Origin of the sequence: Cryobacterium sp. SO1 (assembly GCF_004210215.2) — a bacterium.
Lineage (GTDB): Bacteria > Actinomycetota > Actinomycetes > Actinomycetales > Microbacteriaceae > Cryobacterium.
The window spans coordinates 3,957,374-3,970,675 of the sequence record NZ_CP067394.1 but is presented as its reverse complement, the minus strand read 5'-3'; the positions used below and the strand labels follow the sequence as shown (position 1 = coordinate 3,970,675).

Below are 13,302 nucleotides of genomic sequence, written 5' to 3'. Positions count from 1 at the left end.
GTTAGCCCTTTCCCTGCTCCGACTCGAGCTGTGCGAGCGAGAGGTTCAAGTTGAGCACATTCACGGTCGATTCGCCGAGATATCCGAGGTCGGGGCCCCGAACGGAGGCGCCCACCAGGGCACGGACCTCGGCCTCGGGCAGGTCGCGGGCCGCGGCCACGCGGGGCACCTGCAGCAGGGCATAAGCCGGGCTGATGTGCGGATCGAGGCCAGAGGCCGAGGCGGTGATGGCCTCCGCGGGGATCTCGTCGGCCGTCACCCCGTCGAGCTCTTCGACGGCGGCCTGCCGGTCGCCGATCGCCTGGATCAGGTCGGGGTTCTCCGGCCCCCAGTTGCTGCCGCTGGACGCGGCGCCGTCGTAGCCGTCACCGGCCGCGGAGGGGCGGGACTGGAACCATTCGGGCCGGGCCGCACCGTCGGCATCCGTGAAGGACTGCCCGATCAGGCCGGAGCCGACGACGGTGCCGTCGGCGGCGCGCACCAGCGCACCGTTGGCCTGCGCGGGCAGGGCGAGCTGGCCGATCAGGGTGATGGTCAGCGGGTAGGCCAGGCCGAGCACCACGGTGAAGGTGAGCATGGCCTTGATCGCCACCCAGTAGGGCCGGGTGAGCGGGCCGGTGCGAGGTTTGAAGGCGTTCATCGGGAGATCCGTTTCGGTTGGTCGAGTGTGGGAGGGGTGAGCATGGCCTAGAACCCGGGCAGCAGCGACACGACGAGGTCGATGAGTTTGATGCCCACGAACGGGGCGATCACGCCGCCGAGCCCGTAGATCAGCAGGTTGCGGCCGAGGATGCTCGACGCGCTCGCCGCGCGGTAGGTGACTCCGCGCAGCGCCAGGGGAATCAGCACCACGATGACGATGGCGTTGAAGATGATCGCGGACAGGATCGCCGACGCGGGGGAGCTCAGCTGCATGATGTTCAGCACGGCCAGGCCCGGGAACACCCCGGCGAACATGGCCGGGATGATCGCGAAGTACTTGGCGAGGTCGTTGGCGATCGAGAAGGTGGTGAGTGCCCCGCGGGTGATCAGCAACTGCTTGCCGATCCGCACGATGTCGATCAGCTTGGTGGGGTCGGAGTCGAGGTCGACCATGTTGCCGGCCTCCTTCGCGGCGGAGGTGCCGGTGTTCATCGCCACCCCCACGTCGGCCTGGGCCAGGGCGGGCGCGTCGTTGGTGCCGTCGCCGGTCATCGCCACGAGGTTGCCGCCCTCCTGCTCCCGGCGGATCAGCGCGAGCTTGTCCTCCGGGGTGGCCTCGGCGAGAAAGTCGTCCACGCCGGCCTCGGCCGCGATCGTGGTGGCGGTGAGGGCGTTGTCGCCGGTGACCATGATGGTGCGGATGCCCATCGCGCGGAGTTCGGCGAAGCGTTCCTTGATGCCCTCCTTGACGATGTCCTTGAGGTAGACCACGCCGAGCACGGTGCGCTCGCCGGATGCTGTGGTGCCTGGGGATGAGCCCGTGGCGACCACGAGCGGGGTGCCGCCCAACCGGGAGATGCGTTCCACCTCTGCGGTCAGCTCGGCCAGCACAGCCTCAGGCACCGGGCCGGCCTCGCCCACCCAGGCCAGCACGGCGGAGCCTGCACCCTTGCGGATCTGCCCGCCGCCGGCGCCGCCAGCCCCGTCGGCCAGGTCGATGCCGCTCATGCGGGTCTGCGCAGTGAACGGCACGATGTCACCGGCCAGGCTGTCCGGCCGGTGGAAGCCCCGCTCGGCGGCCAGGTCCACGATGGATTTACCCTCCGGGGTGGGGTCGCTCAGCGAGGAGAGCGCCGCGGCCCGCACCAGCTCGGCCTCGGTGACGCCGGTCAGCGGCGCGAACTCGCGGGCCTGCCGGTTGCCGTACGTGATGGTGCCGGTCTTGTCGAGCAGCAGGATGGTGACGTCGCCGGCGGCCTCGACCGCGCGGCCCGACATGGCCAGCACGTTCCGTTGCACGAGCCGGTCCATGCCGGCGATGCCGATCGCCGAGAGCAACGCCCCGATGGTGGTGGGGATCAGGCAGACCAGCAGCGCGATCAACACCGGCAGGCTCACCGTGGCGGCGGAGTAGCTCGCGATCGGGTTGAGGGTGAGCACCACCACCAGGAACACGATCGACAGGCTGGCCAGCAGGATGTTCAGCGCCAGTTCGTTGGGCGTCTTCTGCCGCGCCGCGCCCTCGACAAGGGCGATCATCCGGTCCACGAAGGTCTCGCCCGGTTTGCTCGTGATGCGCACCACGATGCGGTCCGAGAGCACCCGGGTGCCGCCGGTGACGGCGCTGCGGTCGCCGCCGGACTCCCGCACCACCGGGGCAGATTCGCCGGTGATCGCGGACTCGTCGATCGAGGCGATGCCCCAGACGATGTCGCCGTCGCCGGGGACCAGCTCCCCGGCCACGAGGATCACGACGTCGCCGAGGGTGAGGTCGGCCGAGGAGATCGTCTGCACCGACGCCCCCTCCGCGCCGGGGTTGGTGTCGGGGTTGTAGCCCTGCACCTGGGTGGCGCTGGTGCTGGTGCGGGTCTGCCGCAGGCTGTCGGCCTGGGCCTTGCCGCGGCCCTCGGCCACGGACTCGGCCAGGTTGGCGAAGATCACCGTGAGCCAGAGCCACACCGCGATCCCCACCGTGAACGAACCGGGTACGGCGGAGCCGCCGGATTCGCCGGGTCCGCCGAGGAACGGCTCGGCCACCGCGAGCACGGTGGTGAGCACGGCGCCGATTTCGACGATGAACATCACCGGGTTACGCCACATCAGGCGCGGGTCGAGCTTTCGCACCGCGCCGGGCAGCGCGGCCACGAGCTGGCCGGCGCTGATCGCCTTCGTCGGTTTCGACGCGTGGGGTGCGGGGTGCTGGTCGGGGGCGACCGGCTTGTGGGTGTTCGACAGTGTGGTCATGGCTTACTGCAGCCCTTCCGCCAGGGGACCCAGCGCGAGTACGGGGAAATAGGTGAGGGCGGTGATGATAATCGTCACGCCGAGGAGCAGGCCCACGAACTGGACCCGGTTGGTGGGCAGGGTGCCCACGGTGGCCGGCACCCGGTCTTGCGCGGCGAACGAGCCGGCCAGGGCCAGAACGAACACCATCGGCAAGAACCGGCCGAGCAGCATGGCCACGCCCAGAGCGGTGTTGAACCACGGAGTGTTCGCGGTGAGACCGGCGAACGCCGATCCGTTGTTGTTGGCCGCGGAGGTGAACGCGTAGAGCACCTCGGACAGCCCGTGCAAGCCGGGATTCCAGATCGAGGTGGCCTCGACATCCGCCCGCACGGCGGGAATAGCGAAGGACAGCGCGGTGCCGACCAGCACCAGGGTGGGGGTGACCAGGATGTACAGGCTGGCCAGTTTGATCTCGCGCGGGCCGATCTTCTTGCCCAGGTACTCCGGGGTGCGGCCGACCAGCAGGCCGGCCACGAACACCGCGATCACCGCGAGGATCAGCATGCCGTAGAGGCCGGAGCCGGTGCCGCCGGGCGCGACCTCGCCGAGCATCATGTTCAGCATCGGCATCATGCCGCCGAGCGCCGTGTAGGAGTCGTGCATCGAGTTGACCGCGCCGGTGGAGGTGAGGGTGGTCGAGGTGGCGAACAGGGTGGAACCGAGGATACCGAACCGGGTCTCCTTGCCCTCCATCGCGCCACCGGCCAGGCCGGGCGCGGCGCCGGCGCCGTTCAGTTCGAACAGGGTGAGCGCGGTGAGCGAGATCACGAAGATCGTGGCCATGGTGGCCAGGATCGTGTAGCCCTGGCGTTTGTCGCCCACCATGATGCCGAAGGTGCGCGGCAGGCTGAACGGGATGGCCAGCATCAGCACGATCTCGAACAGGTTGGTGAAGCCGCTCGGGTTTTCGAACGGATGCGCCGAGTTGGCGTTGAAGAATCCGCCGCCGTTGGTGCCGAGCACCTTGATCGCCTCCTGGGAGGCCACCGGGCCTCCCGGGATCGACTGGGTGGCGCCGGTCAGAGTGGTCCCATCGGTGAACCCGGTGAAATTCTGGATCACCCCGCCAGCCAGCAGCACGATCGCGGCCACCACCGCCAGCGGCAGCAGCAGCCGCAGCACCCCGCGGGTCAGGTCCACCCAGAAGTTGCCGATGGTGCCGGAGCGGCGCAGCATCAGGCCGCGCACCAGGGCGATCGCCACGGCCAGTCCCACGGCCGAGGAGACGAAGTTCTGCACCGCCAGGCCGGCCAGCTGCACCGTGTAGCCCAGGGTCACATCGGGGGAGTACGACTGCCAGTTGGTGTTCGTCACGAACGAGATCGCGGTGTTGAACGAGAGCCCCTCCGGCACGGCGTCAAAACCCAGCGAGTACGGCAGCACCGCCTGGGCGCGCTGGATCGCGTAGACGAACAGCACCCCGATCAACGAGAAGGCGAGCACGCCGCGCAGGTATGCCGACCAGGTCTGCTGGCTGCGGGCATCCACCCCGATCAGCCGGTAGAAGCCGCGCTCGATGCGTAGGTCCTTGTGCGAGGTGTAGACGGTGGCCATGTAGTCGCCGAGCGGGCGGTAGATGACGGCAAGAACGGCAACAAGGGTGAGGGCCTGCAGGATGCCCAGCCACACGGACACTAGAACCGCTCCGGTTTCACCAGGGCGAAGACCAGGTAGCCGATGGCGGCCACGGCGAGCACGGCCGCAATGATGTCAAACACGATCACAGCTTGGCCACCCCCCAGGCCACCAGGCCGATGAGCGCGAACACGGCGATCACGCCGAGCACGTAGACAAGGTCGAGCATGTGATTATCTCCATCCGTTGGCCGCCGGTCTGCCGGCCGGCACCCGTGCTCCGCACGAGCACGAACCGAGTAAACACCCACCCGAACCGCCCCACCGGTTTCCTAACGAACCCCTAACGCCCGGCTCGATCCGGCGGCCCGTGGCCGCCTCACGCCCGATCCGGCCCGGCCGTTGTGCATAACTCCTGCTGGATTCTTGGAACACGCCAGAACCGGCCGATACGCCCTCATCCGGCCGGATTGCAGGAGTTACGCACTATGCCCGCGGCGTGCCGGGCATGAAAAAGCCCCGGTGTCGCTCGCGCTTTGGGGGAAAGGGAGCTGGCACCGGGGCCAATCATGGGAGTGGGGGAACTCCTGGTGTAACCGTACGCCCTGTGGGCTGCATATGCGCTGCACAGAACCTAAGAGTTTTCTATATGCCACCCGTGATACCGCTCTTAGACGGCTGGCTGCAGTGACGCTGCTCAGGCGCCCTTGGCGGGCGAGCGCAGCAGCGTGAATGAGCCGTCCCGCACGATCAGGGTGCTCACCGGAGCCGCCACCTGCTGGGCCGGGTCACTCGAGGCGGCGAGTTCCCACTCCCCGTTGGGTGCCGCGGGAACGGTGAACTCCACCCCATTGGCGGCGGCGTTCAGCAGCAGTGCACAGGCGTCCGCGCCGTCGTGCTCGAGCACGAAGGTGAGCGCGTGGGCGTCGTCGTCGGTCCAGTCCGCGTCGGTGAACTCCTCGGCATCCGCCCTGAGAACCCGCACGGTGTCCACAGCGTCGGGGCCCGGCGCCTGCCGGAACCAGGCCGGCCGCAGCGCCGGGTTCTCCCGGCGCAGCTCGAGCAGGGTGCGGGTGAAAGCCAGCAGGTCGGTGTCGGCGTTCGCCCAGTCGAACCAGGAGATCTCGTCGTCCTGGCAGTAGGCGTTGTTGTTGCCGCCCTGGCTGCGGCCGAGTTCGTCACCGCCGAGGATCATCGGCACGCCCGCGGAGAGCAGCAGGGTGGCCAGGAGGTTGCGGCGCATCCGCTCGCGGCGTTCGTTCACCTCGTTGTCGTCGGTGGGACCCTCGACGCCGTTGTTGGTGGACTGGTTGTCGCTCTCACCGTCGTTGTTGTCTTCGCCGTTGGCCTCGTTGTGCTTCTCGTCGTACATGGTGAGGTCGGCCAGGGTGAAGCCGTCGTGCGCGGTCACGAAGTTCACGCTGGACAGCGGCGAGCGGCGGTCGGCCTCGTACACGTCGGGGCTACCGAGCACCCGTTCTGACAGGGTGCTGAGCAGCGAGGCGTTGCCGTGCCAGAAGCCGCGCACGTCGTCGCGGAATTTGCCGTTCCACTCGGACCAGTCGGCCGGGAAGCCGCCGACCTGGTAGCCGGCGGTGTCCCAGGGCTCGGCGATCATCTTCACCGGCGCGAGCACCGGGTCCTGCTGGATGAGGGTGAGGAAGGCGCTGTGCAGGTCGGCGTCGCCGCCCTGCCGGGTGAGGGTCGTGGCCAGGTCGAAGCGGAAACCGTCGACGTGCATCTCGGTGACCCAGTAGCGCAGCGAGTCCATGATCAGGCCGAGCGCGGCCGGGTGGCTCACGTTCACGCTGTTTCCGGTGCCGGTGGTGTCGAAGTAGTTTCCCTTCTCGCCCTCCACCAGGCGGTAATACGCCTCGTTGTCGATACCCTTGAACGACAGGGTCGGGCCCAGGTGGTTGCCCTCGGCGGTGTGGTTGTAGACCACGTCGAGGATGACCTCGAGGCCGGCGGCGTGCAGGGCCTTGACCATTTCTTTGAATTCGTTCACCTGCGCGCCGGTGTCGCCGGCCGCGGCGTAGTCGCCGTGGGGCGCGAAGAAACCGATGGTGTTGTAGCCCCAATAGTTGCGCAGGCCCTTCTCCTCGAGGTGGCTGTCCTGCACGAACTGCTGCACCGGGATGAGTTCGACCGCGGTCGCGCCGAGGTCGGTTAAGTGCTTGATTGCCGCCGGGCTGGCCAGGCCGGCATAGCTGCCGCGGATGTCTTCGGGCACGTCCGGATGCGTCTGGGTGAAGCCCTTGACGTGCACCTCGTAGATCACCGATTCGGCCAGCGGGGTGAGCGGTGCCGCGTCGTCGTCCCAGTCGAAGGCCGGGTCGGTGATCACGCAGAGCGGCGTGCGTCCGGCGGAGTCGCTCGTGTCCATCTCGTCGGGATTCTGCTGGTCGTGGCCGAAAACCTCCTGGCCCCAGGAGTAGTCTCCCGACACCGCGGTGGCGTGCGGGTCGAGCAGCAGCTTGTGCGGGTTGTGGCGCAGTCCGTTGGCGGGATCCCACGGGCCGTGCACCCTGAGGCCGTACCGGGTGCCCACTGCGGCGCCGGGCACGATGCCGTGGAAGACGTGGCCGGTGCGCTGGGTGAGCGCCGTGCGGGTTTCGGTGCCGTCGTCGTCGAAAACGCAGAACTCGACGCTGTCGGCGGTCTCGGAGTACACCGCCATGTCGACGCCCTCGTCGACGAGGGCGGCACCCAACGGGTAGGGCAGGGAACGGGACGCGGCGACGGTCATGATGCTCTTTCGTTCTCAATAATTCGCACGAGGGTGCGAGAGATTGGAAACGATATCCGTCCGACAGCCGGCGAAACTGAGAAGAGGCTGAGTCCCGATCTTGTCGGTGGACGCTGCTAGTGTGCTGTCTCAAACAGGCGGGACGCCGGCTGAACCGTCGGCCGCCTCCGTTCCCGCTGGTGAAGAAGGGAATCCCATGAAGGCATCCGCAGAGCTCGGCAGCAACCTGCAGTCGGTCCTCGTCGACCTGATCGAGCTGCACGTCCAGGGCAAGCAGGCGCACTGGAGCGTGGTGGGGAAGAACTTCCGCGACCTGCACCTGCAACTCGACGAGATCATCGACGACGCCCGGATCTTCACCGATGAGCTGGCCGAGCGGATGCGTGCGCTGGACGCCCTGCCCGACGGGCGCACCGAGACGGTCACCAAGACCACGCATCTGCCCAAGTTCCCCGCCGGCGAGGTCGACACCACCGAGACCGTGGGACTGGTGACGGCTCTGCTGACCGCAACCGTCGACAACATCCGGGAAGTTCACGAAGCTGTCGATGAAGAAGACCCGGCCAGCGCCGATATCTTGAACGGCTTCATTCTCAAGCTGGAGCAGTACATCTGGATGGTCAGCGCGGAGGACCGGAAGCCCCGGCAGCCCACCGCGAAGGATTCCACCCGTCCGGTCGGCAAGGCGTAACTCGCCTCCGGCGGTCGGATCCACCGGAATCCGGCCGCCGCCGTGACGAATGGGCGCCTGGATGCGTCATAGGTAGACGAGACTCGCACGCTCCAGTCCGCCCACCCGGTGTGACCTGCCCGCCAGATGCGATCGGCGAAGCAGGGCACGCTTTTCTAGGAACAGAGGATGAACCCCGTGACCCAGGTAATCGAAACGATCGACGTAGCCGTTCCCGTGCGCACCGCGTACAACCAGTGGACCCAGTTCGAGTCTTTCCCGCACTTCCTCGACTTCGTCGAGAGCATCCGTCAGATCGACGACACGCACACCCACTGGAAGGTGAAGATCGGCGGAGCCGAACGTGAGTTCGATGCAGAGATCACCGAGCAGCACCTCGACGAAAGGGTGGCCTGGAAGAGCATTTCCGGCGACGAGAAGCACGCCGGCGTGGTCACGTTCCACCGCCTGAGTGACACGACGTCGAGGGTGACCGTGCAGCTGGACTGGGAGGCCGAAGGCTTCCTGGAGAAGGTCGGCGCCGTGTTCGGCGTCGACGACCACGTGATCCGCAAGGACCTCAAGCAGTTCAGAACTTTCGTGGAGGACCCGGCCAACCAGAGCGGCGGCTGGCGCGGGGACGTCTCCGTCTGACCGACCCGGCGGTGCACGCGTTGCCGGGAGTCGGTCCATCGGCACCCCGGGCCGACCTCTGGCCGGGATGCAGTGGCCAGACTATGCTCCCCTCCGACGGACGCAGCAGCTCGCGGCGTTGAAATCCGTCTGGAGCAGCGCTCCGAGGGTGCTGCGGATGGGCCGGACCGGTGACCGAAGTGCAGCACACGACGGGCGGCGCCCGGCACGGGCGACTGAAGAGGTCGCACGCCGTGACGGGCATCCTGAGCACTGTGGCCCTGAGCCTCGCGGTGCTTCTTGTCAGCACCACCGCTCTGGCGGCGTTCGCGCTCTGGCAGGTCAGCAGTACGGTGGCCGCCAACTCGATCGACATCAACAGCGACGGCGACGGCATCGGCGACGGCCCGCCGCCGGGGATCGGCAGCTACGAGAACGGCTTCAACCTGCTTATCGTCGGTGTGGACAACGACGCGTCCCAGGGGGCGGCGTACGGCGAGCGGGCGACCACCCTCAACGACGTCAACATTCTGGTGCACGTGTCGGCGGACCACACGAACGCCGTGGTCGTGAGCATTCCCCGGGACCTCATCGTGGCGCATCCGGAGTGCACCGACGCCGGCACCGGCGAGGTGTACGGCGCGCTGCAAGCTGCCCCGGTCAACGAGGCGATGGGGCGCGGCGGGCTGCCCTGCGTGGTCGATACTGTGGAGGAGCTCACCGGGCTCGATATTCCGTACGCGGGGCTGGCATCCTTCGCCGCCGTCGTGCGGCTCAGCGATGCCGTCGGCGGCGTGCCGGTCTGCCTGACCGAGCCCGTCGACGATCCGCAGGCAGGCCTGTCGCTGCCCGCCGGCACCAGCATCGTGGCCGGCGACACAGCCTTGGCCTTCCTGCGCAGCCGCCACGGCGTCGGCGACGGCAGCGACCTGTCCCGGATCACGTCGCAGCAGCTCTACCTGGCCTCGCTGATGCGCACCGTCCGCGGTGACGGCACCTTCACCGACCTGCCCAGGCTGTACTCGCTGGCGAACGCGGCGGCCGGCAACATCCACCTCTCCACCAGTCTCGCCCACACCGACACCATGGTGTCGATGGCCCTGGCGCTGGCGGACATCGACCTGGACCGGCTGGTCTTCGTGCAGTACCCGGGCAGCACGGAGGATCCGGACTTCCCGGGCCGGGTGGTGCCCACGCGGGACCTTGCCGACATTATGTTCGCCAAAATCGCCGCCGACGAGCCGTTCTCGTTGGCTCCCTCCGCAGGGACCGACGAACCCCTGGTGCTCTGGCCGCCCGCGGAGACCGCAGAGGTGCCGGCCGGCGCGGAACCTGCCGAACCGGATGCCACGGCGCCGCCGACGGCGACACTACCGGCCACGGCGGCCCCGGAGCGGCTGGACGGCCTCACCGGGCGCACGGCCGCCGACGACTCGTGCGCCCAGGTGAAAACGGGGTGAGCGGTTACCTCAGTTCCGCCGACTACACGTGGTCCATGTCGTCGAAGGCCTTGTTCGCGCCGGCCATCGCCCAGACGAACGAGTAGCTGCCTCGTTCACCCTGCCGTCGTCGGTCGCGGCGACCCTGGTCTACGTCACCCGCTGGCTCACCCTGGAGCCCGGCGATGTGGTGCTCACCGGTGCTCCGGGCACCGATCTGCTCGGTCTGCGCCGAGTTGCCCGCGTGCGGCCCAACTCGGGGACGCGGACGTACTAGACCCGAACGGCGGCTCAGCCGGCCTTGGACCAGGCTTCACGCAGACACTCGAGCACGCCGGGGTCCAGGTCCGCCGGTGAGTGCAGTTCTAGGTGGTGCATGAAGTGGTTGAGGGTGGGCTCCACGACCTCGTTCCACCGTGCCGACGTGTCAAACCTGTCCAGGTCGACCGACAGCACGAGCGGGGCGACGTCGCCGGGGAGGTACTGACCCGGCAGCCACGTCCACGCGAACGACCGCTGCCGGCGGAAAGCGATTTGACTGGTGGTGACGCGGACTTCGGTCTCGCCGATCGACAGGATGACCGACCGCACGGCGTCGAACAACGCCCGCGCGCTCGGATCCCTGCCCACGAAGTACTGCTCGAGTGGAATCAGTTCCCCGTGACTGGTCATGCCTGCAGGGTAGTCCCGTCCGCCCGCACTGGAGTAGTTTGGCCGCGGAACGACCGGGGAGCGGGCGCATCCGGTGCAGTGGGCGTGCCTTCACCAGGAGTGCGTTCATGAGTGGCGCGTTCACGAGGAGCGCGTTCATGAGTAGAGGACGGCCATGTTGCGAAAACTGGGTGTGAACGTCGCCCGCCATCGTCTGATCTCCCTGCTGTGCTGGGTGGTGGCGCTCGGCGCCTGCGTGGCCACGGCGCTGCTCGGGGTCGGTGGCGAGACCCTCTTCCAGCGGCTCTCCAGCGCGGGGCCGTCGGTAGAGGGCGAGGCGTCGACCGCCGCCGACCTGATCGCGGGCCCGGAGAACGAGCAGACCGAGTCCCTGTCGCTGCTCGTGCACCCCACCGATCTCGGCTCGCCCGACCTCGCGGCGATTTTGGACTCCGCCACCCTCCGCCTGGAGCAGGTCAACGGGGTCAGCCAGGTTATCAACCCGCTTGTCATCCCACCCCTGCCCGACGGGAGCCCGAACCCGGCGGCCGCGCCGCTGCTCTCCGCGGACGGGGAGGGGATGCTCTTCACCGTGGCCATGGAGACCACCGACGGCACCGTCAGGGACCCGCTGCTCACCTACGTTCAACGCCGGCTGCAGGTGGCCGCCGACGAGATCGGCCAGCTCGACCCGAACGCCCAGGTGGAGGTCGGCGGCACTCCCCTGATCGTGGAGTCATTGATCGCCGTCGCCGAGTCCGACCTGCAGAAGGGCGAACTGATCGCCCTGCCGATCGCGCTCCTGGTCATGCTGATCATCTTCGGCGGCTTCCTCGCGGCCGGCATCCCGCTGGTCGGTGCCATCGCGTCGATCATCGGCGCGCTCGGGATGCTCTTCGCGTTCACGTTCGTGATGGACATCGGCATCACCGTGATGAACGTGATCACCGTGATCGGCCTCGGTCTCTCGATCGACTACGGGCTGCTGATGGTAAGCCGGTTCCGGGAGGAATTCCGGGCGCGGCTGGGCGGAGGCGGCCCCGGTGCCCCGCCGGGCCCGCACGGTGAGCCGTTTGCGGAGGTGCCGCCGCTGCAAACCGCAGAACTGGCCACCCTGCCGCACCACCGGCACAGCCGTCACGAACTGATGCTCCAGGCCGTGGGCAGCACGGTCAACACCGCCGGCCGCACCGTCCTCTACTCCGGGCTCACCTTCGCGATCGCCACCGCGGGGCTGCTCGTGTTCGAACCGTCGATCATCCGCGCCATCGCCATCGGTGCGGTCTGCGTGGTGCTCATCGCCATCCTCACCGCACTCGTCCTGGTGCCGGCGCTGCTCGGCTACCTCGGCGAACGGCTGGTGCAGCCCGGGGTGCTCACCCGCATCCCGGGCGTGGGAGCCTGGCTCACCCGGTTCGGCGACATCGCGCCGGAGGAAGGCGTCTTCTCGAAGCTGGCCCGGCTCGTGCAGCGGGCGCCGGTGCTCGTGGCGCTCGGCGGTACCGCCGTGCTGCTGCTGCTCGGCAGCCCGGTGCTGTCGGTGACGGTGGCCAACAGCGCCGACGACGCCATCCCCCGGTCGTCGAGCCAGTACGACTTCATCACCACTCTGAACGAGGAGTTCCCGCTGGCCACTGCACCACGGGTGCAGCTGGTGTCCAGCACCGACGAGTCCGGGGCGGCGGCTTGGGCGGCCGACGTCGGCGCCCTGCCCGGGGTGACGGATGTGGCGCCGCCGGTGGAGACCAACGGCTACTGGGTGTCCAGGGTCACCGTGGACACGCACCAGGGCGCCAACGTGGTGCGGGACATCCGGGCGGACCGGCCGGCCTTCGACAACCGGGTCGGCGGCGCGGACGCGCAGGCCGTGGACTACCTCGACTCGCTGGCCAGCGGTGCCCCCTGGGCGGTGCTGATCATCGCCGTGGCCACCTTGGTGTTGCTGTTCCTGATGACCGGATCGGTGATCATCCCGCTCACCGCCCTGGTCATCAGTGTCATCTCGCTGGGCGCGGCGGCCGGCGTGCTGGTGTGGGGGTTCCAGGAGGGCAATCTGTCTGGGGTGCTGAACTTCGATCCCGACACCATCTCCGGTGTCGACGCCCTCGTGCTCACCCTGGTGCTCACCTTCGGCTTCGGCCTGGCCATGGACTACGAGATGTTCCTGCTCGCCCGGATCAAGGAACACCACGACCGCGGCGAGAGCACCCGCACGGCCATCGAGACCGGCCTGCAGAGCTCTGGCCGCATCATCACTTCGGCGGCGTTGATCATCGTGCTGGTCTTCGCGGGCTTCGCCACCGGCGACCTGATGCAGATGAAGCAGATCGGCACCGCCCTGGCGGTGGCGGTGTTGCTGGATGCGACGCTGGTGCGGATCGTGCTCGTGCCCGCGGTGATGACCTCGCTCGAGCGCATCCTCTGGTGGGCGCCGCGCTGGAGTGCCCCCATCCACACCCGCTTCGGCCTGCGCGAATAGCCGACCACGCGCCCACCCAACTGTTCCCGCTCCGGACTTCTGCACCCGGCGCACCGGGCGCACAAGTCCGTTTGGGGAACAGTTGGGCCGCGCCGGGGGCGGGACAGTGCAGCCGCGCAGGTCGACCAGAGTCGCATCGTCTGCGGCCGTTTCCATGGCAATGCCGGCGACCTCGGCGA

General features: G+C 68.4%; 12 protein-coding genes. 5 read left to right on the top strand and 7 right to left on the bottom strand.

All coding sequences use genetic code 11. The features are described from left to right. Window position 1: 1 nt before the first annotated feature. From kdpC to glgX, 6 genes are all read right to left on the bottom strand, one after another. On the bottom strand, window positions 2–640 hold the full coding sequence (kdpC, locus tag BJQ95_RS18910; RefSeq protein ID WP_130176238.1) for a potassium-transporting ATPase subunit KdpC: 639 nt from the start codon (window positions 638–640) through the stop codon (window positions 2–4). A 47-nt stretch (window positions 641–687) separates the two neighbouring features. After that, complete coding sequence (kdpB, locus tag BJQ95_RS18905) at window positions 688–2,886, bottom strand: potassium-transporting ATPase subunit KdpB (RefSeq protein ID WP_130176237.1); 2,199 nt, start codon at window positions 2,884–2,886, stop codon at window positions 688–690. 3 nt (window positions 2,887–2,889) lie between these two features. Next, window positions 2,890–4,563, bottom strand: coding sequence for a potassium-transporting ATPase subunit KdpA (gene kdpA / locus BJQ95_RS18900; protein WP_130176236.1), 1,674 nt, complete (start codon window positions 4,561–4,563; stop codon window positions 2,890–2,892). Further along, entirely contained in the window at window positions 4,563–4,652 is a 90-nt protein-coding gene (gene kdpF, locus BJQ95_RS18895) for a K(+)-transporting ATPase subunit F (RefSeq protein ID WP_130176235.1), read from the bottom strand. Before kdpF ends, kdpA begins: the two co-directional genes overlap by 1 nt. Continuing rightward, window positions 4,649–4,813: a hypothetical protein gene (locus tag BJQ95_RS18890; protein WP_165384838.1), complete on the bottom strand. Its 165-nt coding sequence runs from the start codon at window positions 4,811–4,813 to the stop codon at window positions 4,649–4,651. Before BJQ95_RS18890 ends, kdpF begins: the two co-directional genes overlap by 4 nt. 386 nt (window positions 4,814–5,199) lie before the next feature. Beyond that, window positions 5,200–7,251 carry a glycogen debranching protein GlgX gene (gene glgX, locus BJQ95_RS18885; protein WP_130176234.1) on the bottom strand — a complete coding sequence of 684 codons (2,052 nt, stop codon included), beginning with the start codon at window positions 7,249–7,251 and terminating at the stop codon, window positions 5,200–5,202. A gap of 196 nt (window positions 7,252–7,447) precedes the next feature. On the opposite strand from glgX, the gene BJQ95_RS18880 reads away from it, so the two are divergent. From BJQ95_RS18880 to BJQ95_RS18865, 4 genes are all read left to right on the top strand, one after another. Beyond that, entirely contained in the window at window positions 7,448–7,942 is a 495-nt protein-coding gene (locus BJQ95_RS18880) for a Dps family protein (protein WP_130176233.1), read from the top strand. Window positions 7,943–8,119: 177 nt separating this feature from the next. Further along, window positions 8,120–8,575, top strand: a complete 456-nt coding sequence (locus BJQ95_RS18875) for an SRPBCC family protein (protein ID WP_130176232.1) — start codon at window positions 8,120–8,122, stop codon at window positions 8,573–8,575. Between the two features lie 170 nt (window positions 8,576–8,745). After that, complete coding sequence (locus BJQ95_RS18870; protein WP_130176231.1) at window positions 8,746–10,014, top strand: LCP family protein; 1,269 nt, start codon at window positions 8,746–8,748, stop codon at window positions 10,012–10,014. Between the two features lie 28 nt (window positions 10,015–10,042). Continuing rightward, the gene (locus BJQ95_RS18865; RefSeq protein WP_240694576.1) at window positions 10,043–10,270 is read left to right on the top strand and encodes a fumarylacetoacetate hydrolase family protein; all 228 of its coding nucleotides are present in this window, start codon (window positions 10,043–10,045) and stop codon (window positions 10,268–10,270) included. Window positions 10,271–10,284: 14 nt separating this feature from the next. Here the strand turns inward: BJQ95_RS18865 and BJQ95_RS18860 are convergent, their stop codons facing one another. Further along, complete coding sequence (locus BJQ95_RS18860) at window positions 10,285–10,665, bottom strand: DUF5655 domain-containing protein (RefSeq protein WP_130176230.1); 381 nt, start codon at window positions 10,663–10,665, stop codon at window positions 10,285–10,287. A gap of 154 nt (window positions 10,666–10,819) precedes the next feature. On the opposite strand from BJQ95_RS18860, the gene BJQ95_RS18855 reads away from it, so the two are divergent. Continuing rightward, the gene (locus BJQ95_RS18855) at window positions 10,820–13,123 is read left to right on the top strand and encodes an MMPL family transporter (protein ID WP_130176229.1); all 2,304 of its coding nucleotides are present in this window, start codon (window positions 10,820–10,822) and stop codon (window positions 13,121–13,123) included. The last annotated feature ends 179 nt before the right edge of the window (window positions 13,124–13,302 follow it).

What these genes read in the sequence shown, in the direction of transcription:
- BJQ95_RS18855 (WP_130176229.1), top strand. Translation starts at nt 10,820, where the DNA reads ATGTTGCGAAAACTGGGTGTGAACGTCGCCCGCCATCGTCTGATCTCC.
- kdpC (WP_130176238.1), bottom strand. Translation starts at nt 640, where the DNA reads ATGAACGCCTTCAAACCTCGCACCGGCCCGCTCACCCGGCCCTACTGG.
- glgX (WP_130176234.1), bottom strand. Translation starts at nt 7,251, where the DNA reads ATGACCGTCGCCGCGTCCCGTTCCCTGCCCTACCCGTTGGGTGCCGCC.
- BJQ95_RS18880 (WP_130176233.1), top strand. Translation starts at nt 7,448, where the DNA reads ATGAAGGCATCCGCAGAGCTCGGCAGCAACCTGCAGTCGGTCCTCGTC.
- kdpB (WP_130176237.1), bottom strand. Translation starts at nt 2,886, where the DNA reads ATGACCACACTGTCGAACACCCACAAGCCGGTCGCCCCCGACCAGCAC.
- BJQ95_RS18860 (WP_130176230.1), bottom strand. Translation starts at nt 10,665, where the DNA reads ATGACCAGTCACGGGGAACTGATTCCACTCGAGCAGTACTTCGTGGGC.